This window comes from Magnetococcus sp. PR-3 (assembly GCF_036689865.1).
GTDB lineage: Bacteria > Pseudomonadota > Magnetococcia > Magnetococcales > Magnetococcaceae > Magnetococcus.
The window spans coordinates 1-20,625 of sequence record NZ_JBAHUQ010000033.1; the positions used below are offsets into that span (position 1 = coordinate 1).

The window sequence follows — 20,625 nt, forward strand, 5'->3', positions numbered from 1 at the left end:
CGCTACAAACCTCTAAGCTTGGTTCCAATTGATAAGTATAAAAAGTCTGTTTTGAAGCGGTTTGGTTTGACTCGCTTCGCCCAGAGCCGTGTGTGAAATAGGCTTAATTTAAGCCAGTTAAAAAGAATAAATAAGGCATGTCTGTTCTCAAATGGCACAAAATTCCGCTTAGATCGGCAGGTAACTCTGTGCGGGGTGAGGCAGGGCGTGATGGGGTAACTCTTTAACGATGGTGTAGTTCTTCTGATTTTGGAAATCAGCCAAATTAACGAGATTTTCAGACGTTAACGGTGCTTGACCACGGTCTTGCACAACGCGAATGACCGGGTGGAGTAGCGTGTCCCGATTGATGAGTGCAACGATGCCTATAGAGCCCCCTGCCAGCTGCACAATGGTACCCACAGGGTAGACACCAATGCATTGAATAAAGCTCTCAACAATGGTGCGATCATATTTTGTTTCACTGAGTTTTAAAAGAAAGCGCAACCCGGCCTTGGGTTCCTGAAGTACTTGTTTGCTGTGGGTTGCGTTGTAGCTGTCATAAGCATCCACAATGGCTGAAGCTCGGCCAACCCAGCTGATTTGCTGAGCTTTAAGGGCTTTTGGATAGCCGCTGCCATCCAAATGTTCATGGTGTTGCGCCACCACATCTGCCAGTTCTGGCTTTAATGTGCTATGGCGTTGCATGATCACCACAGAAAGGTCTACATGGGAGCGGCGTAGTAAAGCTTCCTGTTTGTTGCTTGGTCTGTTTAGATTGGCAATTTCATCCGGAAGTTTGGCATAGCCAATATCATGTCGCAGGCCAATAACACCAATATCTTGAATCTCTTGTTCACTTTTTCCCTGCCGCTTGTACAGGGCCATTAAATAGACGGCAACATTCATCGAGTGACTAAAGATACGGTCATGTTTGCGGGTTAAGGTTGAAAGGGTTAATAAACTCAGTTCATCTTCAATAATTGAGGTCACCATACCCTGTACAGCTTGCCGCATACTTAAAATATCCACCCCTCCCTCTTGGCGGATGTGCTGTATGGCTTGGGAGACCGCACTTTTTGCTTTGACGACCAGTGAACTGGCTTCTTGCAGATGGTTCCAACGTTTATGCAGGGAAGGGAGCGGCTGGGTAGAGATATCCGAGCTCGGGGTCTCACCCAGCGCTTGTATTTGTGCCATGAGCTCCTGTTCTGATATCTCTTGATTGGCTTTGTCGCGATGCATAACAGTGGCTCGGTCGTTAGAATGTTAGCTTCAAAGAAATAACCTGAAAGATGTTTTAAAAAAAACGGCTTATACGGTAAACCACTTCTTTTTATGTCTAAGCTTCAAGCCAAGGGTAGGCGTAAGATAAACTCAGCACCCTGGGGGCCATTGCGTGCTTCGATCTGACCATTCATATGTTCAGTAATAATCATACGGCCCATATATAGGCCAATACCTGTACCGCGGTTGTCATCTTTGGTGGTGAAGTATGGATCAAAGATCTTCTCTAAGATCGCCGCTTCAATGCCGCCCCCATTATCTTTAATACGCAGCTCTGCCCACGCATCTTGTGTATGAATGCTTAGGCCAATCCAACCTTTTTCTTGCCGTTGCGCATGATCTAAAATGGCATCTTTGGCGTTACTTAATACCACCAGCACCACTTGGCAAAATTCACGGGTATAGCCCATAACCTGTAGGGGCTCACTGTCGGTCAATTCCACACAGATCTCATGGTGGTTCATAGCACTGCGTACCAATTCAATAGCCTGGGCTGTTGCATCGGGCAGATCAAAGGGCTCCATCACCCTGTCAGGTTTAAAGAAGTTGCGGAAATCATCAATGGTGCGAGACATATTTTTAACCAGGCCCATCACCTGATTGCACTTGTCATTCATAATCTCTTCGGTGAGTTCATTATCCGCATGTTGATCACGTAAATTATGAATCATCAGGCCCAGTGCTGAAATAGGTTGGCGCCATTGGTGGGCAATATTCCCCATCATTTCCCCCATGGCCGCCAAGCGGGCTTGGTGCATCATGAGCACATCTTTTTGGCGATTCTTCTCAACCTCATCATTAATTCGGTTTTCCAACTCTGTATTAAGGCGCTCAACCTCTCTTTGGTGCGCACGCAGTTTATCATTGGCCTGTTGCAGCTCTTCAAGGGTCAGTTTCAGTTGCTGCTCTTGGTTGCGTCGTTCGGTCTGGTCTGCGTAGACCGCAATAATCTCACCATTGGGAAGGGCGAATACACGGTTTTCTACCCACAAGGTGATCTTCTTATCATCATATAGCGTGGTCGGTAGTACACGCGATTTGCCATCTTGGTGGACCTGCTGAAACAGCTCAAACAGGCCCATCTCCTTAATGGATGGAAAAACCTGTGTAACACGTTGGCCCATTAAGGCTTCTCTAGAAGTTTGACAAACCTGCTCGCCATGGCGATTTAAATCATGAAAAATAAAATCTGCACCATCTTGGATCGGTTTGTAAACAGCCACACCAACCTCAATGGTCTCAAAAAGGGTACGGTAGCGTGCTTCACTACTGCTTAACTGCTCCGTACGTAACTCTACTCGGTTGCGTAAAGTCCGGTTCCAAAAAACGACACTTAGAATGATAGCAAGCAGCAAAAGGGACCCACTGCTGATGAGATAAATCAAGCCCTGCTGTCTTTGAATCTCTTCTTGCTGTGGGTCGAATAAAAAGAGGGTTGGATCAAATGTTCCTTTGACCAGTCCACTATCTTTTAATTGTTGATGCATCTGTGCCCAACGTTCGTTATTGAGCTGCCCTAAAGGAATAACCGGGTAGTGGGTTAATCTTCTGACTTGATCGGCCAGAAACAGGTTAAATCCTTCTCGGTCTGTCAGGGGATGGGTGCGAGACATTTGGGAAATACGAAGGGCAATTTCCCGGGGATGATCCAGTGCATAACGCCACCCTTTTAAAGATGCGGTAACAAAACGGGTTACCTTATCTCGATCATTTTCCAGCATCTTTCTGCTGGTAAAAATGGAGTCTCCCATAAAATGAATGCCAAAATTGGCCGGGTGTAACTGCTCAATAGCTTGACCTTGTTGCTTGGCTTCCCACAGAACAGAAAAAAGATAGCCAGGAAAGGCATCAATATTTCCTGCAAAAAGCATTTTACTATTGAGGTTGTCACGCCGGTCTAAAGAGGGAGGCAGTTTAGAGAAATTAGCCCCATATTTTCGCAATAAGGCACCCAGTTCAACATGGGGAATATCACCAGTAAAGTGACGTATATTTAGGCCTTCTAACTGTTTAGGGTGGGATATCTTTAAGCCGGGTCGTAAAAAAATAGCGGTTGGACTTTGCTGAAAAATAGAGGCGGTAACCACCAACTGTGAACCCTGATCTGCGGCAACCAGAATATCTGCAGCACCCACACCAAAATCAGCACGCTGTTCAGCGACCTCTTTGGTGGGTTTGAGTAGAGGCGCGCTGGTTTGAAAGGCAGATCGAATGTCGACATCCAACCCTGCATCTTTGTAAAAACCCATCCAATGCGCGGCGTAATAACCTGCAAATTGAAATTGATGATCCCAGCGCAGTTGCAGGGATACACGATCCAGAGCCAGAGCAGAGGTGGCTGGTAAGAGAAAGAGTCCAGCAATAATTAAGGGAAGCAACCGTTCCATGTAGCGGTTCCGTATGACGATGATGTAGATAGCTTTATCTTACCTTTTTCCTACATAAATGATTGTGGAGAAACAGCACGTTAAAATCCACTGTTATATGGTTTAGTTAGGCTGCGCCCTCTTTTTATGTCATAACCTGTAGTCTTTTGGAGTCGCAGGCCTTAATGATGGTTCATGTAAATTTGTCACCATTAAACATTATTATGCTGTAGAAAGTGGGTGTGTGTGTCTTATCGCTAGCGACAGTACGGATAAACTATGTTTAGGTTGTCTGATTTCTTAATGTATGAAAACAGATAGAAATTTTACAGTCATATAATAAACGTGCACCATACATGTTTGAAATGTATAACTTTCTATAACCTATAATAAAAAACGATTTGCACCGGTAGGGGGGCTTGGCTTACTGTTTTTTGTGTGCCCCCTTTTTTAAAGATGATGATAGACCCTTTCTTTAATCCATTTTAAACACCCTCTTCAAACATCAAATGAAGGAGCGTGCCCCATGTGTCTGGGCATTCCTATGGAAGTGACAAGTGTGGATGGTTTTTTGGCTCAATGTGCCGCAAAAGGCGTTACCCGTGAGGTAAGCCTGTTTATGCTGCAGCATGAGACCATCGAGCCAGGTGATCATGTGATGGTACATGTGGGATATGCCATTCAAAAGATGAGTGAGGCAGAAGCCCGATCCACTTGGGAACTGCTGGATGAAACCATGGCTGTTCTTGATGGTGCTGACCCCTCCCGATCAGGACCATCCGATGCATGAGCTCTCCCTCTGTTATGGGCTTTTGGATCAAGTGCAACGGGTTGCTGAGCAAAATCAAGCCACTTTGGTTACCCGTATTACCCTACAGGTTGGCCCCTTAAGTGGGGCTGAGCCAGATTTGATCGCCTCGGCCTTTACGGTGGCTTCGGCCGGGACCGTGGCGGAAGGGGCTGAGCTTATTACAGAACGGGCACCTGTCATCGTTGTCTGTAACGAGTGCGGTGAGCGGGGGGAGGTCCCAACGAACAAGTTGTTGTGTCCTGCCTGCGGAGGGTGGCAAACGCGGGTTGAAAGTGGTGATGAACTGATTATGTCTTCTCTGGAGTTGGAGAAGGATGATGCCGTTGATGAAACGGCAGAAAACGAAGATAAGGTGAAACCAGATGTGTGATACCTGTGGATGTAATCTCACCCCCGGAACGACCGAGGCGGATGGTCACCACAGCACGGAAACCGTTGCTGTGATGGAAGGTTTGATGGCCAATAATGACCGTCGAGCTGCCCATAACCGAGTTCATTTTGATGGCCACCGGGTTTTGGCGGTTAATCTTATGTCTTCGCCCGGCTCTGGCAAAACAGCCTTGTTGGAAGCCACCATTGCCGCACTAAAAGATGAGATCCGCATTGCGGTGGTGGAAGGGGACCTTGAGACGGAAAATGATGCGGAGCGCATTCGAGCTCAAGGGGTTCCCGCTGTACAAATTGCCACAGGCAATGCTTGTCATCTGGATGCAGGGATGGTCCATGACGCACTGCATGAATTGAATTTGGAAGAGCTTGACCTGCTGTTTGTAGAGAATGTTGGTAATTTGGTCTGTCCGGCGGGATTTGACTTAGGGCACCATCATGACGTGGTGTTGCTGTCAGTGACCGAAGGTGACGACAAGCCCAGTAAATACCCAGTGATGTTTCGCCAGGCTGAGCTGATGCTCTTGAGCAAATGTGATCTCTTGGCTGTGCTGGATGATTTTGAGCCAGCCAAAGCAGAGAAAAATTTACGCGCTTTGGCCAATGGCGCTCCGATCATGGAAATTTCAGCCCGAAAAAATATCGGTATGGATGCTTGGTTTAATTGGTTGCGTCAGGCGATGGCTGATCATCGAGTAAAAGTGGCGGCACTGCCTGAAGGTGGACATCACCACCATCACCATGACGGGGATGAGGGGCATGCCCATGACGATCATCACCATCACCACCATCATCATGGTGCCTCATCATGAGCGATGCCAAAGTATGGTTAGATAAGCTTAAAAAGCTTCCTCAACCCGAAGGCAAGCTCGCCATCATGAATGTCTGTGGTGGCCATGAACGTTCCATTACCATGGCAGGCCTACGGGGCATTTTACCTGACTTTGTTAAACTGGTTCCTGGGCCTGGATGCCCTGTCTGTATCTGTCCTGAAGGGGATATCCATGCGGCGATCCGCTTGGGGATGGAAGATAAGGTTCTACTTTGTGCCTTTGGTGACATGTTGCGGGTACCCATTAATCGAGGCCATGCAGAGGTCCGTTCTTTAGAGCAAGCTCATGCGAATGGTGCGGATGTTCGCCCGGTGGCTTCACCCATGGAAGCGGTGGCCTTGGCCAAGCAGAACCCTGACCGAGAGGTGGTGTTCTTTGCAGCAGGCTTTGAGACTACCATGGCGCCGGTTGCGGCCATGATTGCAGAGGGGCCCCCCAAGAACCTAACCGTGTGGCTGTCAGGGCGGTTGACGTGGCCAGCCGTGGCGATGCTGCTGGATAGTGGGGAGCCTGGTTTTGACTGTTTGGTGGCTCCGGGCCATGTCTCTACAGTTATGGGGCCCGAAGAGTGGTCATTTGTTTGGGAAAAACATGGTATTCCTGCTGCGGTTGCTGGTTTTCAGCCAGAATCCCTGGTTGCAGCTTTCTATTCGGTCATGCGTCAGAAGGCTGAAGGCAAGCCGATGTTGGATAACTGCTACCCAGAAGTGGTGAAAGCAGGGGGAAATCCCACAGCAAAAGGGATTTTGGAAAAAGTGTTTGAAGTGGTGGATTCACCTTGGCGCGGTGTGGGTACCATTCCCGCTTCTGGTTATCAGATCCGAGCTGAGTTTGGGGCATGGGATGCACGTCAGCGTTTTCCCCATCAGGATCGGGATGAAGGGGATTCAGAAATGCCCCCAGGCTGTGACTGTGCCAGTGTTGTTTTGGGTAAAATGGAACCTGTTGCTTGCCGTCTTTATGAAGCTGCTTGTACCCCAAGAACCCCCGTTGGTCCATGCATGGTATCGGATGAAGGCGCTTGCCGCATCTGGTGGAGCGGTGGTGTTAGAAAATCCACAAACGCGTAAGTAATACCTGTTTTTTCACGATGAGAGATCGGTGGGTGTGGGCGGCTTATGGAAACAACCCCAAATGGTGTTTTTTTCCAGCTTTAACCTGCTGACTTTTGGTGTCTGACTCAAGCAAGAGGTCTATTCATGGAACACACGCATATTCTGTTGGCGCACGGTAATGGTGGGCGTTTTATGCATGAGTTGATCAGTGAGATCTTTGCGGGTGGGTTAGGGGATGTCGGTCCTAACACCCAGTTGGATGCCGCACCTGTCACTTTACCCTTTGATGGACAACTGCTTACCACAACCGATGGTTTTACCGTGCAGCCTTTGGAATTCCCTGGTGGGGATATCGGTTCTCTCGCGGTGCACGGTACGGTCAATGATCTGTCTGTGGCTGGGGCAGATCCTGTCTCTTTAACCTTGAACGCCTTTATTGAAGAGGGAACAGAGGTCGCTTTATTGAGGCGTCTTGTTGCTTCAATGGCGGATGCTGCACGGGATGCAGGGGTGCGCATTGTTGCCGGAGATACCAAGATTTTACGACGGGGTGAAGGGGGCGGGGTCTATTTTGCCACGGCAGGTATTGGTGTACGCCCTCATCATGTCGAACTGTCCATGGCGCATATTCAAGCGGGTGACAAGCTGTTGGTAAGTGGGCCTGTAGGGGACCATGGTACTGCGGTCATGTTGGCGCGAGAGGATTTTGGCTTACGCGGTGATCTGCGGTCCGATGCTGCATCGGTACTCCCCATTACCCAGGCTTTGCGGGGTATGTCCGGGGTTCGTTTTATGCGGGACCCTACACGGGGTGGCATTGCAACCGTCTCCCATGAACTGGCGCAATCCACAGGTTTGAAAGTTCGTCTTTTGGAGGCTGCGCTACCGGTACGAGAGCCAGTTAAAGCTGTCTGTGAAATTTTGGGGTATGATCCCTATTATTTGGCGTGTGAGGGGCGTGTCGTGGCTGTGGTCTCTGCTGAAGAGGCTGAGCAGGCACTCATGGCCATGCACGGGGCAGGTGCGACAGAGGCGGCGATTGTGGGTAGCGTTGAAACCGGTCAGGCTCAGGCGATTGTAGAAACAGAGCTTGGTGGCGAGCGTATGTTGTTGGAGCTGGAAGATGATCCCCTGCCCAGGATCTGTTAGGAGCGATGCTTTGTTTGTGGTGTCTGTCGCTGCACCTATACACCTTCTCTGGTGAACCACTGGTAGGTCAGGATCTGTTTACCCAACAAAACAATAAGGGTTTGTCTCTAACCCCTATGGCATCCCCCTTAGGCCGGTGGTTATTCCAGTGAGATCTCAACAGTTTCAGCAAGTTCATGAACCAGCCCAACGGCGGAAGGAAAGTCGTAGGCATGAACCTGAGCATGAATCTGTTGAATAATGGATTCTGCCTCAGTGTTGGCCAGGCACTCCAGCAGCTTATCGCAACTCTCTTGAGCGATTGGGTCATCATCTTTGACCGCAGCAAAGAGCTTTTTGATCAAGGGGTCAACTAAGATCTTGGGCACTTCTCGTTTTGGTTTGTCCTCAAGCTCACAGCTTGCAGCTTGAAAAAGTACGGGTGAAATCGGTAAGTTACCATCAGCATCTACCTTAAAAGGAACCTTGACCCGTAATAAGCTGAAGTCCATTGGGTCATCAAAGGCCACCATTATGCGTCCAACCGTGTGCTGATCCAGCACCGTCCCTTTTCTGAGTACGCCTGTTTTATTGGGTAAGGCGACACTCTCTTCCAGCACCATGCCAGGCATCATCTTCTTGGGTTCCAAAGCGCAGGAAATCCACTCCATTTTGCTAATGACCCGCTCTAAAGCTTCAACCAAAAGGGTGTCGTACTGCTCATCTTTGGCCATGGACTTTAAAGCGCGGGTGGACTTTTCCCCGAGCAGTTTATGGTCAAAATCCAGCAGTAGTTTCAGTACCTGACGTCCCAGCAGGTAAATACCCCGTTTCTCCAAAGCTTCAGGGTAGCTCTCCGATTCAGGTAAGGGGTCGTTTTGGTGTTTGACGATACGGGATACCGTACCCATACGTGGTACGCTGGCCAGTGTTTGGGCACCGATCTCTGGGTGTTTACGGAACAGATTAAGATATTTAACAGAGACGCCCCGACCACTGTTAAATTGGGCAATTTCCTCTTTGGGCAGGGCCACACAACCAATTTGCGAAAGTGTTGCCGCTAGGTTGAGCTGCCACCCCCCTTTGATCTGTAACTCTTCAACCATGCCTTCCATAAAGGCGCGCAAGCGTGCGGCACGTAAGTAGGCAGACGGGTTGGCCCAAGAGAGCAGGTGAGAAATGCCGCGCATGGCTCCCACGAGGGTTTTATCCAAAATTTCTCGATTTTCTTGGGCCAGTTTCTGGTTCTCAAACTGTTTTTGATAAAGCTGGACGTGGGTGTTGACCCGAACTTTGACAAGATCTGGATTGACCGGCTTGGTCATATAATCCACAGCACCGAGTTCAAAGCCGTATTTCTCGTCGACCACCTCTGTTTTGGCGGTAACAAAAATGACGGGGATATTTTTTGTGATCTCAGAAGACTTGAGCTTTTGGCACACTTCAAAACCGTCCATCTCCGGCATCATAACATCAAGCAAGATCAGGTCTGGATAGGGTTCTGTCTTGGCGATTTTAAGGGCGCGCTCACCACTAATGGCAACCTTAACCTTATAGTCGTCTCGCAAGATGCCGCTTAAAACATCCAGATTCTCTGGTGTGTCATCCACCAGTAGAATGATCGGTTTTTCGTCACTGTTGTGCATGAGTGGCCTTTTTGCGTGGTTGCCAAGTCAATAGGGTCTTTTTCCCTGAAGCATGCATTATGCCGTAAAAAAGGTCATTGTCTCAATCATCCTATATTTATAGAGAGAGCAGGCAGTATTTATGGATAGAGAACTTTAATGGGCGTATTAAAGTTTAGTGATGCGCAGCCTTGTTCTATTTTGAGAAGGGTGTAGGCCTGAAAATGAAAAAAGGCATATTACGGATGGGTGACAGTTGTGTATCAGTCAAGAAACGGCATGGATTTGGTTCTGTATTCACGGGAAAAATATATTAAATTTCAATGTGTTGCTTCTTATATTTTATTGACTGTTTATGAGGGTTTCTATATATTAGACCTAAGTAATAATTATCTTTAAAAAAATGGGTTGCATGCCAAAAGCTTGGCTGGGTAGGGGATCATGACTGCAGAGCAAACGCTTATTCTGGGGATTGGTAATACCATCCAGAAGGATGAAGGGGTCGGTGTGCTGGCCGTTCGGGCGTTGGAATCCCTTTTATCCGACTGCCCTTATCTCTCTTTTATCGATGGAGGCACCATCGGCTTTGCGCTCTCTCCGCAAGTTGAAGCGGCTAAGCGGCTTGTGGTGCTGGATGCCAGTAAATTTCGTGCCCAGCCAGGGACGGTCAAAGTTTGGCACAATGAGGGTATTGATGAACTGTTCCGTATCCGTAAAGGAAGCGTGCACGAACTGGGTTTGCTGGACCTGTTGGATATGGCCCGTTTAGCCGGCAGCTTGCCCCAAGATCGGGCGTTGGTCGCGGTAGAACCGCATACTATTGAAATGGGCGAAGGGTTGACCCCTGCGGTTGAGGCGGCCATGCCGCAAATTCTGCGGGAGGTGTGTCAACTGTTGGATCAATGGCATGGCGAAGGTCACCTAACCAAGCTGGACGCTGCGGCATGAACTGGCAACAGGAGTCTCCGTTAACCTCGGATCTTCAGCTCGCGGCCCCGATTAAAGGTGTGCTGCGCCTGATGGCCGATGGTTTAAAGCGTTTGGCCGAGGAGGGGGTGCCCAGTGTCATTGATCTGGAGCGTGAGCCCCTGGATGGCTGTATGACCAAGCAACTGCTGCTGTTGCTGGGTAAGGGTGAGGTTTCTGCCCGGCTTGATGCCACAGGTGAGAGTTTAATTGAAGAGACTTCCATAGCGGGGGTCTGGTTGGTTACCCACCATAGTGCCGATGGTAAAGGGGGCGCTAGGCTATTGGAAGTAACCCGTATACCTGAAATTATGTTGACCCCACAGGAAGATCTATCCAGTGGGCTTTTAACTGTTGAGGCTTATCTGAACAAGGAATAAAAGGAGTTGCGGGGCAAAAGTTAGCGGACCATATGTGCGAGAAGGACCCTTTTAAGTAAGGGTAAAATCATCTTTTCCCGTCATCGGGCGTACGGTGACAGATGTACATAATAAAGAGCTTCGGACAAAACCGGGGCGTGTGTTGTTGGGATACAGAAAAGATGTGTAAGAGCTTCTGAATGGGGTGTTCAGAAAGCAACAGCAGGTTATGGGGGGGAACCGTTCCGATTTTGTAGGAGGTGCCCATGTCTGACCTAAACTCGCAAACTCTGGGCGAAGCGCTACGCCTTCGTGGTGTTAGTCGCCGAAGCTTTATGAAATTTTGTGCAGCCACAGCATCCATGCTCTCTCTGCCCCCTTCGGCAGCTCAGGCCATGGCAGAAAAAATGGAGAAGGTAAAACGACCTTCTGTCATCTGGCTCTCTTTTCAAGAGTGCACTGGCTGTACCGAGGCTTTAACCCGTTCTCACTCTCCATCCTTGGAGGGGTTGATTCTTGATACCATCTCTTTGGACTATCACCACACCTTGCAGGCGGCGTCAGGTGATGCAGCTGAGCAAGCACGTGAGCACGCCATGCAGGCCAATGATGGTCAGTTTATTCTGATTGTCGATGGCTCTATTCCCATGAAGAATCCTAACTATTCGACCATTGCTGGCATTGATAATCTGACCATGCTCAAAGAGACCGCCAAGCATGCTGCAGCCATTGTTTCAGTGGGTAGCTGTGCGGCATTTGGTGGTTTGCCCCAGGCCAACCCAAACCCCACAGGGGCTGTTGCGGTTGACCAGATTATTACCGATAAGCCGGTCATTAATGTACCGGGCTGTCCACCCATTCCGGTGGTGATTACCGGTATTCTGGCCCACTACCTAACCTTAGGTGAACTGCCTGAGCTTGATGAGCTTAAGCGCCCTAAAGCTTTCTATGGTGATACGGTTCATGACCGTTGCTATCGCCGGACTTTTTATGACCAAGGGCTGTTTGCAGACTCCTTTGATGATGAAGGGGCACAAAAAGGGTGGTGCTTGTTCAAGCTTGGCTGTAAAGGGCCTACCACCTATAACGCGTGTGCCACCATTAAGTGGAACCAGGGGGTGAGTTTTCCAATCCAGTCTGGCCATGGTTGTATTGGCTGTTCAGAACCAAACTTCTGGGATGCCCGTAGCTTCTATGAGCCTCTCTCCACAGCGGGAAGCCCGAACTTCAAAGGGGTGGCGGTTACCGCTGCTGCTGCTGGTGTGGCCGCAGGTGTTGCCTCAGGTCTGCATGGTAAATCCAAAGCATCAACCGCTAAGCAGAACCATGCTCCGTTGACACTGGAAGAACTGGAGGAAGGCAAATGAGCGCGTTTGGCAACGAACTATTAATGTTTGTCCGCGGTGCCGGTTTTGATTGGGCGGTTGTCATCTTCTTAATTGGGATCGGCGTACGTATTTTGGAAATTGTTCTGCTGGGACGTAAAGCAGATCTGGCGGTACCCCGTGCTCCAGACTATCGAGCCCAGGGCTATATGAGTATTTTACGCCGTTTTCTGCCTATGCCCGGTCTGGTTAAACAGGTTCCTATTACGGTAATAGGGGGTTATATCTTCCACGTTGGGTTTATCCTTGTGGTGTTGTTTTATATCCCTCATATCGCACAGATAAAAAATACACTGGGTCTCTCCTGGCCTGGTCTGCCAACCCCTGTTATGGACTTTATCTCTGTCCTGACCATTGGGGCTTTAATCGCACTGTTGATTGACCGGTTAATGAGCCCTGTTAAGCGCCATCTTAGTGGGTTTGAGGATTATCTGGTCTGGCTGTTGTCGCTGGTTCCTATGTTGACGGGTTATTTGGCGTATCACCATATGGTCTTACCTTACAGCTTGATGTTGGCTTTGCATATTGCCTCGGTTGAGCTGTTGTTGGTGGTTCTGCCCTTCACCAAGCTCAGTCATATGTTTACCTTCGTCTTCTCCCGCTACTATACAGGCGAGTACTTTGGTAAGAGAGGAGTGGAAGCATGAAACCCTCACTGGAACGTGGTTTACAAGTCATGCGTGAGGTGGTGGATGCCCCCATCGCCAGTTTCTTCTCTTCTTGTGTCTCTTGTGGTATCTGTGCCGAGGTATGCCATGTCTACTCGGAGACAGGTGAGACCAAGTATATCCCTATCAATAAACTCAAGCCGTTAGAGAAACTCTGGGCCAGTGAGTACACCCTGTTGGGTAAGCTCAAAAGTCTGGTTGGTATGGCAGATCTGCCCGATGCTGATGAGATGGAAGAGTGGTCTTTACTGGCTTACGACGGCTGCTCTCTGTGTGGTCGTTGCACACTGGCTTGCCCTGTGGGTAATGATATCACCGGGATGATCCGTAAGTTTCGTGAAGGCTTGGCGGCTTCGGGCAATGCGCCAGAGAATCTCATTGGTGCCACACGTCGGACCATCGACATTGGTAGCCCCATGGGGGTTACCTTTGAAGCGGTGCAGGCCAAGATAAGCCATGCTGAGAAAGCCGGTGGTCTGCCTATTCCTGTCGATCAGGTGGGGGCAGAGTATCTGGTGATTCTATCTTCCATGGAGATCATGTACTTCTCTGAAATTTTTGAAGCACTGGCCAAAATATTTGATCATGCCGGTGTCAGTTGGACCATGTCCAGCAAAGCCTATGAAGGGACCAATAGTGGGATCCAAATTGGTGTTTCTGATCTGGCTAGACAGATTGTGCAGAGAACGGTAGATGAAGCACGACGGTTGCAAGTAAAAACGGTCATTACCCCAGAATGTGGGCATGCCAGCACGGCATTGCGTTGGGAAGGGCCAAATCTTATTGGTCAAAAATTAGACTTTGAAGTCAAGCACATGGTTGAGGTGCTTGAAGCGTTACGCTTGGCCGGTAAGCTGAAAACAGTGAGTAAGGAGTCGGTCAAAGTCACCTACCACGACCCCTGTCAGATCGCCCGACGTGGCGGCATTATTCAGGAGCCTCGTAATCTGGTTAAGATGATCTCAGAGGACTTTGAAGAGACCCCTGAGACCGGTCTGTACAACTGGTGCTGTGGTGGGGGTGGTGGGGTTTCTGCCATTGAGCGTACGGAAGAGCTGCGGGTGAAGGTGTTTGCTAAAAAAATAGAACAGTTTGACGCCGTTGGAGCGGAGAAGTTGATCACAGCTTGTGCCAACTGCCGAACCATTATGGAAGAAGGGCTCGAAGAGTATGACAAAGAGCTTGAGGTGGTGAGCTTGACAGAGCTGGTTGCTGAGCAACTGCCCGACCCCAAAACCCAAGACGCTTAATCTTAAGATGGGAGAAAAATCATGAGTGAACGTGTTGTTGTTGATCCCATCACCCGCATTGAGGGTCACCTGCGTATTGAGGCGCAGATGAATGGGGATAAAATTGAATCGGCGTACTCTTCCGGCACCATGGTAAGGGGGCTGGAGATCATTTTGCAGAATAGGGATCCCAGAGATGCCTGGGCATTTGCCCAACGGATCTGTGGGGTTTGTACCTTGGTGCACGGTATTGCCTCGGTACGGTCGGTGGAAAATGCGCTTAATTATAAAATCCCTAAAAATGCGGAGTTGATCCGTAACTTAATGATCGGTGCCCAGTATATTCATGACCATGTCATGCACTTTTACCATCTGCATGCTTTGGATTGGGTGGATGTCACCTCTGCGCTAAAAGCGGATCCTAAGGCGACATCAGAGCTGGCGCAAAGCATCAGTGGGTATGCTAAATCCTCCCCTGGCTATTTTGCGGATGTTAAAAAGCGGGTGGCGGATTTTGTTAAGAGTGGTCAGTTGGGTATTTTTGCCAATGGCTATTGGGGGCATAGCGCCTACAAGCTGCCGCCTGAGGCGAACCTTATGGCCCTTGCGCACTATCTTGAGGCGCTATCATGGCAGCGTGATGTGGTGGGGCTGCACACCATTTTTGGGGGTAAAAACCCTCACCCCATGTTCCTGGTCGGAGGCGTGCCCTCTGCCATTTCCCTGAAAAGTGGCCAACAAGCGGGTACAGCTCTGGATATGGTGGGCTTATCCAAAGTTCAGGACATCATCAACTCTATGAAGATGTTTGTTGATCAGGTTTACTTGCCGGATACCCTGGCCATTGCAGGGTTCTACAAAGATTGGGCGGGTTATGGCGAGGGATTAGGTAATTTCCTCTGTTATGGCGATCTGCCCAGTAAGAGTATGTGGGAGCCTGACAGCTTCCTCTTTCCACGTGGTGCCATTCTTAATCGGGATCTAAGCAAGATTCATGAGGTTGATCCCGATGCGGATGATGAGATTCAGGAGTTCATTGCCCATAGTTGGTATGACTATGAAGGGGGTAAAGATAAAGGTTTGCACCCCTATAAAGGTGAAACCAGCTTTAACTATGATGGGCCGGAAGCACCTTATAAGCATCTGGATGTTGACAAAAATTACTCTTGGATGAAATCTCCCCGTTGGAAAGGTCATGCGGTAGAGGTTGGGCCTTTATCCCGGATGTTGATGATGTATGCAACGGGGCATGAACAGGCCAAAGAGTTGGTTGATCACACTCTGAAGACCTTAGATGTCGGAACCGATGCACTCTTCTCGACACTGGGGCGTACAGCTGCACGTACGTTGGAGACAAAAATTCTAGCGGATGCCATGCAGGGGTGGTTTGATGATCTGGTGGCCAACATCAAAGCTGGAGATTTAAAAACCCATAATGATCAACTGTGGGATCCCTCCAGTTGGCCAAAAGAGGCCCAAGGGGTTGGTTTGATGGAAGCGCCCCGTGGTGGTTTAGCCCACTACATTGTTATCAAAGATCAGAAGATTGATAACTATCAAGCTGTGGTGCCAAGTACCTGGAATGCAGGCCCAAGAGATTCCAAAGGGCAGGCGGGGGCCTATGAAGCTTCCCTGGAGAACACGCCGCTAGTCAATCCTGATCAGCCCATTGAGATTTTACGTACCATCCATAGCTTTGATCCATGCATCGCCTGTGCGGTACATGTTGTGGATGAGGAGGGTGAGGAGCGTATTAAGGTTAAAGTACGCTAACTCAACGCTCTTCTTCTTATTATAAAGCCCCGATCTATGCATAGATCGGGGCTTTTTTATATTTTAAAAGAGATGGTTTGTGGGTGTTATTGATCTTGGTGAAATTGTTGTATCGGTTTATTAGTGTTTTACCTGATGCTAATCAATAAAAGCAGCATTTTTTTTGATCTTGTTTTATATCAAGACAGAGTAGGGAGGATGTGTTTATAGTGTCTTAAGATAACTTCAAAGGTGTGTTGTTCTGTTTATTGTATGGGCTTGTTTCTTTCTTTGAAAGCCGAGTAAAAGAAATGGTTTACAGCTGTATTGTTTAATCCAGTTTAAGTGTGTTGTTTAAATTTCATACTCTTTTAGTGTGTTTTTATTCTTGATCTTGGTCAGTATTAGTCGGTGTTGTTATAGAATGATTCTTTATTATATTTGAGGGTTGAGGGGGAGGTTTTCCTTGTAATCCCATGGCGGGGTGGCGAATGTCTTATGTGATGGACCATGTTTCTGCAGTCTTTAGGTGTGCCGTATTGGGCATGCTCACACTCCTTTTTACCCTATCTTCTGGTCCTGTAGAGGCCAAATCTTTTCGTGCCTATGAAGTGGACTTTACCTGGAGCGAAGTCTTTCCTGGTGCCGATCGTTTTAGTGAGCCCGAGGGCGAACCCAAAGCGGTCAAAGCTTTTAAAGGCGATGCGTTGCTTGGTTATGCCTTTATTGCCTCTGAGGCTGTCAGTGCTATCGGCTACAGTGGCAAGCCTATCCGTGTGGTGGTCGGGGTTGATCTGGCTGGTACCATTGTCGGGGCCAAGCTTATTGAGCATCATGAGCCGATCCTGCTGGTGGGCATTCCAGAGAAAAAACTGCTGGATTTTGTAGCCCGTTACATCGGCATGAACGTGCCAGAGGTCATTGCCAGTAATGAGAGTGGCTATGATGCCATCAGTGGGGCCACGGTAACGGCCATTGTGGTCCGTGAGAGTATGTTGCGTGGTGCCATGAAAGTTCTGCGTAGTCGGGGTGCGGCAGGGTTAAAAGCGGATGGTGGTACAGAAAAAGTTGAGCTCAGCAACCCAACCTATAGCGAAAAAGGTTGGATGGATCTCCTTGGCGATGGTTCGGTTCGTCGCTTGATTTTGACCAATCGTGAGGTGGATGCTGCTTTTGAACGTCAAAAGGTTGAGCAAGCGGCCTTTGAAGACAAACCCCCTGCAGATGGTGTCTTTATTGATCTTTACGCCTCATTAATTACGCCAGATCTTATTGGTCGTAACCTTTTGGGTGAGCAGGAGTTCAAAAACCTTAATAACTGGTTGGCACCTGGCCAGCAGGCCATTTTGATTATGGCCAATGGTCGTTACTCCTTCCGTGGATCCGGTTTTGTCCGTGGGGCGATCTTTGACCGCTTCCAGCTTTTGCAAGGGGATAACAGTATTATCTTCCGGGATAAACAGTACCGTCGTCTTGGCGATCTGGCACCGGAAGACTCCCCTAAGTTTACAGAAATTGGTCTCTTTAAAATTCCAGAGGCCTACACCTTTGATCCGGCCAAACCTTGGGCGTTGGAGCTGTTGGCCTACCGCTTTAAAGGGGCCATTGAAAAAGCCTTTACCACATTCTCTTTGGGTTATAACCCGCCTGAGATCTATCTAAAGCGAACCAAATTGGCGGCATCTCCAGAGGCCATGCTGGCTGAGGAAGAGGCGTTATGGCAGCGTATTTGGAAGCAACGTGTATGGTCCATTGGAATTCTCTGTGCCGCACTGCTTCTATTAACTTGGATGTTCTTCTACCAAGCCTGGTTGGTCAAACGTCCGGTTCTGTTTAACCGCTTAAAATATGGTTTTCTGACCTTTACTGTGGTGTGGATTGGTTACTACGCCCAAGCTCAGCTCTCTGTGGTCAATGTTCTGACCTTTACCAATGCGCTGGCTGGTGGTTTCCGTTGGGACTTCTTCCTGCTGGAACCTTTGGTGTTCATTCTTTGGATTGTGGTGGCGGTCTCACTGCTGTTCTGGGGGCGTGGACCTTACTGTGGGTGGCTCTGCCCTTATGGTGCGATGCAAGAGTTTATGCATCTTCTGGCTCGCTACCTTGGCTTTAAGCAGTTCCATATCAAGTTTAATACACACGAACGTCTATGGCCCATTAAATATCTCATCTTTTTGGGTCTGTTAGGGGTCTCGTTCCATAGCTTGGCTCAAGCTGAGTTCTATGCCGAGGTGGAACCGTTTAAAACCGCTATTTTGTTGAAGTTCAATCGTGAAGTGATCTTTGTGATCTGGGCCTTGGCTATGCTGGTAGCCAGTGCCTTTATCTATCGCTTCTTCTGTCGCTATCTCTGCCCGCTGGGGGCTGCGTTGGCGATACCAGGCCGTATGCGTATGTTTGACTGGCTTAAACGGCGCAAACAGTGCGGTACAGAGTGTCAAATTTGTGCCAAGGATTGCCATATCCAGGCGATCCATCCTGAAGGGCCCATCAATCCTAACGAGTGCTTCTACTGTATGGATTGTCAGGTGATCTACCATGACTGCTCGGTTTGTCCGCCTTTGGTTAAAGGTGAGGCTAAGCGCAAACGCCGAGAAGAGATGAAGATTAAGGTGGCACAGCAACAGGCAGAAACAAAAGAAGCTCAAGCAGATGACGCTGGGTGAATACTGAGTTCTTGGGGAACCGTTAGATCTCCATAACGCACGGTGTCCTATCGGGGGGACATCATTTTCGACGTATCTTGAAAAGGGTGGAACAATGGCTGACGAGAAGAAAGTACAAGAGGAACAAACTGAGGTTAATCCGGCACCGCGGGCCGAAGGGGGCTTGACCCGTCGTGACCTGCTTAATTCCAGTGCCAGAGCCACCTTTATGGCGTCTCTGATGCAGGTGGGTGGTGGTGCTGTGGCAGGTGGTGCCGCAACGGCTGCCTTGATGCCCAGTCAGGCCGAAGCCGCCAGCAAGAATACCGCGCATGTCGCACCAGGTGAGCTGGATGAGTACTACGGTTTCTGGTCTGGTGGTCAATCAGGTGAAGTGCGCATTATGGGCATTCCCTCCATGCGTGAGTTGATGCGTATCCCTGTCTTTAACCGTTGTTCCGCAACCGGTTGGGGTATGACCAACGAGTCACTGAAAATTTTGACCGACAATCTTACCCCAGGAACCAAAAAGTTTTTGGCCGATCGTGGTGGTGAGTTCCTAAATGGTGATACCCACCATCCTCACCCCTCCTTTACCGATGGCACCTATGATGGCCGTTATGTCTACATCAACGATAAAGCCAATACTCGTATTGCGCGTATCCGTGTAGATATCATGAAGACCGACACCGTTTTGGAAATTCCTAATGCTCAGGCTATTCATGGTCTGCGTGTGCAGAAGTACCCCAAGACCGGCTATGTCTTCTGTAATGGTGAATACCGTGCACCGGTCATCAATGATGGGCGCGATCGTAACGATCCTACCAAGTATCGTTCTGTCTTTAGTGCCGTTGATGGCGAGACCATGAAAGTGGCTTGGCAGCTGACCGTTAGTGGTAACCTGGACAACAACGACTGTGATTATCAGGGTAAATATGTCGCAGCGACCTGCTACAACGCTGAAGAGGGCGTTAACCTGGCTGATATGACAGAGGGTGAGCAGGATCACGTGGTGATCTTTGATATTAAGGCCATTGAAGCAGCCGTCAAAGCCGGTAAGGCTAAAATGGTTAATGGTGTACCCATGTTGCCCGGTGAAAAGGGTTCACCTTACGCACGCTACATTCCAATCTCCACCAGCCCTCACGGTTGTAACACCGCACCTGACGGCAAATATGTGGTCATCAACGGTAAGCTCTCTCCCACTGTGACTGTGCTGGAGTGGGCGCGCTTCCCTGATCTGTTTACAGGTAAGATCAAGCCACGTGATTGTGTGGTTGCTGAGCCTGAGCTGGGCTTGGGGCCCTTGCACACGGCCTTTGATGGTAAAGGTGATGCCTACACCACCGTGTTCCTGGACAGCCAAATTGTTAAATGGAACGTTGAAGATGCCATTAAGTCTTATAATGGTGAGAAGGTAAGCTTCATCCGTCAAAAGCTGGATGTGCAGTATCAGCCTGGTCACAACCATACCACCATGGGTGAAACCAAGGATGCCGATGGTAAGTGGCTTGTATCGCTGTGTAAGTTCTCTAAAGACCGCTTCTTGAATGTTGGTCCTTTGAAGCCTGAAAACGATCAGTTGATCGATATTTCTGGTGACAAGATGAAAGTGGTTCATGACGGCCCTGCCTTTGCCGAGCCCCATGACTGCACCATGGTACACCGCTCATTGATGAACCCAGCGGATGCTTACAAGCGTGATGACCCCACCTTTGCCGCAACCATTGCAATGGCCAAGGCTGATGGTGTGGATCCTGAAGATGCTGCGCATGTTATCCGTGACGGTAACAAAGTACGTGTCTACATGGTCTCTACCGCACCAACCTTTAGCTTGGATCAGTTTGAGGTGACAGAAGGGGATGAGGTTACGGTTATCATCACCAATATGGATGACCTCTCTGACCTGACCCACGGCTTTACCATGACTGGTCATGGTGCAGCGATGGAAATTGGTCCTCAACAGACCGCATCCATCACCTTTAAGGCTGACCGTCCTGGTGTCTGGTGGTACTACTGTCAGTGGTTCTGTCACGCACTGCATATGGAAATGCGTGGCCGGATGATTGTTAATCCTAAGAAGTAAAAAGTGTGTGTGTGTTCCGGTGGTTGCCGCCCTACACGGCGGGATGGCAACCACCGGGCTTCAA

The 20,625-nt window shown here is 49.1% G+C and carries 16 protein-coding genes and 1 pseudogene; 13 read left to right on the forward strand and 4 right to left on the reverse strand.

Features of this window, described 5'->3' with window-relative positions:
• Positions 1 to 168 precede the first annotated feature (168 nt).
• Positions 169 to 1,224 carry an HD-GYP domain-containing protein gene (locus tag V5T57_RS16380; RefSeq protein WP_332892330.1) on the reverse strand — a complete coding sequence of 352 codons (1,056 nt, stop codon included), beginning with the start codon at positions 1,222 to 1,224 and terminating at the stop codon, positions 169 to 171.
• 104 nt (positions 1,225 to 1,328) lie between these two features.
• Positions 1,329 to 3,653, reverse strand: a complete 2,325-nt coding sequence (locus tag V5T57_RS16385; protein WP_332892331.1) for an ABC transporter substrate-binding protein — start codon at positions 3,651 to 3,653, stop codon at positions 1,329 to 1,331.
• A 505-nt stretch (positions 3,654 to 4,158) separates the two neighbouring features.
• On the opposite strand from V5T57_RS16385, the gene V5T57_RS16390 reads away from it, so the two are divergent.
• The 5 genes from V5T57_RS16390 (at position 4,159) to hypE (ending at position 7,867) form a co-directional block, all read left to right on the forward strand.
• Entirely contained in the window at positions 4,159 to 4,422 is a 264-nt protein-coding gene (locus V5T57_RS16390) for a HypC/HybG/HupF family hydrogenase formation chaperone (protein ID WP_332892332.1), read from the forward strand.
• Entirely contained in the window at positions 4,361 to 4,813 is a 453-nt protein-coding gene (gene hypA, locus V5T57_RS16395; RefSeq protein WP_332892333.1) for a hydrogenase maturation nickel metallochaperone HypA, read from the forward strand. Before V5T57_RS16390 ends, hypA begins: the two co-directional genes overlap by 62 nt.
• Complete coding sequence (hypB, locus tag V5T57_RS16400) at positions 4,806 to 5,642, forward strand: hydrogenase nickel incorporation protein HypB (RefSeq protein WP_332892334.1); 837 nt, start codon at positions 4,806 to 4,808, stop codon at positions 5,640 to 5,642. The genes hypA and hypB overlap by 8 nt, the downstream gene beginning before the upstream one ends.
• Positions 5,639 to 6,733: a hydrogenase formation protein HypD gene (gene hypD / locus V5T57_RS16405; protein WP_332892335.1), complete on the forward strand. Its 1,095-nt coding sequence runs from the start codon at positions 5,639 to 5,641 to the stop codon at positions 6,731 to 6,733. Before hypB ends, hypD begins: the two co-directional genes overlap by 4 nt.
• A 129-nt stretch (positions 6,734 to 6,862) precedes the next feature.
• Positions 6,863 to 7,867, forward strand: a complete 1,005-nt coding sequence (gene hypE / locus V5T57_RS16410; RefSeq protein ID WP_332892336.1) for a hydrogenase expression/formation protein HypE — start codon at positions 6,863 to 6,865, stop codon at positions 7,865 to 7,867.
• Positions 7,868 to 8,007: 140 nt separating this feature from the next.
• Here the strand turns inward: hypE and V5T57_RS16415 are convergent, their stop codons facing one another.
• Together V5T57_RS16415 and V5T57_RS21005 are read right to left on the reverse strand one after the other, a co-directional pair.
• Positions 8,008 to 9,036, reverse strand: coding sequence for an HD domain-containing phosphohydrolase (locus V5T57_RS16415; protein WP_442918233.1), 1,029 nt, complete (start codon positions 9,034 to 9,036; stop codon positions 8,008 to 8,010).
• A gap of 71 nt (positions 9,037 to 9,107) precedes the next feature.
• A pseudogene (locus tag V5T57_RS21005) lies at positions 9,108 to 9,492 on the reverse strand (response regulator); the annotation flags it as partial.
• 420 nt (positions 9,493 to 9,912) lie between these two features.
• Here V5T57_RS21005 and V5T57_RS16420 point away from each other — a divergent pair.
• The 8 genes from V5T57_RS16420 to nosZ all read left to right on the forward strand — a co-directional run bounded on the left by V5T57_RS16420 (position 9,913) and on the right by nosZ (position 20,561).
• Positions 9,913 to 10,419 (forward strand): HyaD/HybD family hydrogenase maturation endopeptidase, encoded by a 507-nt coding sequence (locus V5T57_RS16420; RefSeq protein ID WP_332892338.1) that lies wholly within the window; start codon positions 9,913 to 9,915, stop codon positions 10,417 to 10,419.
• The gene (locus V5T57_RS16425; RefSeq protein ID WP_332892339.1) at positions 10,416 to 10,817 is read left to right on the forward strand and encodes a hydrogenase expression/formation C-terminal domain-containing protein; all 402 of its coding nucleotides are present in this window, start codon (positions 10,416 to 10,418) and stop codon (positions 10,815 to 10,817) included. Before V5T57_RS16420 ends, V5T57_RS16425 begins: the two co-directional genes overlap by 4 nt.
• 245 nt (positions 10,818 to 11,062) lie before the next feature.
• Positions 11,063 to 12,163, forward strand: a complete 1,101-nt coding sequence (locus V5T57_RS16430) for a hydrogenase small subunit (RefSeq protein WP_332892340.1) — start codon at positions 11,063 to 11,065, stop codon at positions 12,161 to 12,163.
• Positions 12,160 to 12,828, forward strand: coding sequence for a hypothetical protein (locus V5T57_RS16435; protein ID WP_332892341.1), 669 nt, complete (start codon positions 12,160 to 12,162; stop codon positions 12,826 to 12,828). The genes V5T57_RS16430 and V5T57_RS16435 overlap by 4 nt, the downstream gene beginning before the upstream one ends.
• Positions 12,825 to 14,099 (forward strand): (Fe-S)-binding protein, encoded by a 1,275-nt coding sequence (locus V5T57_RS16440; RefSeq protein WP_332892342.1) that lies wholly within the window; start codon positions 12,825 to 12,827, stop codon positions 14,097 to 14,099. The genes V5T57_RS16435 and V5T57_RS16440 overlap by 4 nt, the downstream gene beginning before the upstream one ends.
• A gap of 21 nt (positions 14,100 to 14,120) precedes the next feature.
• The gene (locus V5T57_RS16445) at positions 14,121 to 15,851 is read left to right on the forward strand and encodes a nickel-dependent hydrogenase large subunit (RefSeq protein ID WP_332892343.1); all 1,731 of its coding nucleotides are present in this window, start codon (positions 14,121 to 14,123) and stop codon (positions 15,849 to 15,851) included.
• Positions 15,852 to 16,375: 524 nt separating this feature from the next.
• The gene (locus tag V5T57_RS16450; RefSeq protein WP_332892344.1) at positions 16,376 to 18,496 is read left to right on the forward strand and encodes a 4Fe-4S binding protein; all 2,121 of its coding nucleotides are present in this window, start codon (positions 16,376 to 16,378) and stop codon (positions 18,494 to 18,496) included.
• Between the two features lie 94 nt (positions 18,497 to 18,590).
• Positions 18,591 to 20,561: a TAT-dependent nitrous-oxide reductase gene (gene nosZ / locus V5T57_RS16455; RefSeq protein WP_332892345.1), complete on the forward strand. Its 1,971-nt coding sequence runs from the start codon at positions 18,591 to 18,593 to the stop codon at positions 20,559 to 20,561.
• Positions 20,562 to 20,625: the final 64 nt, after the last annotated feature.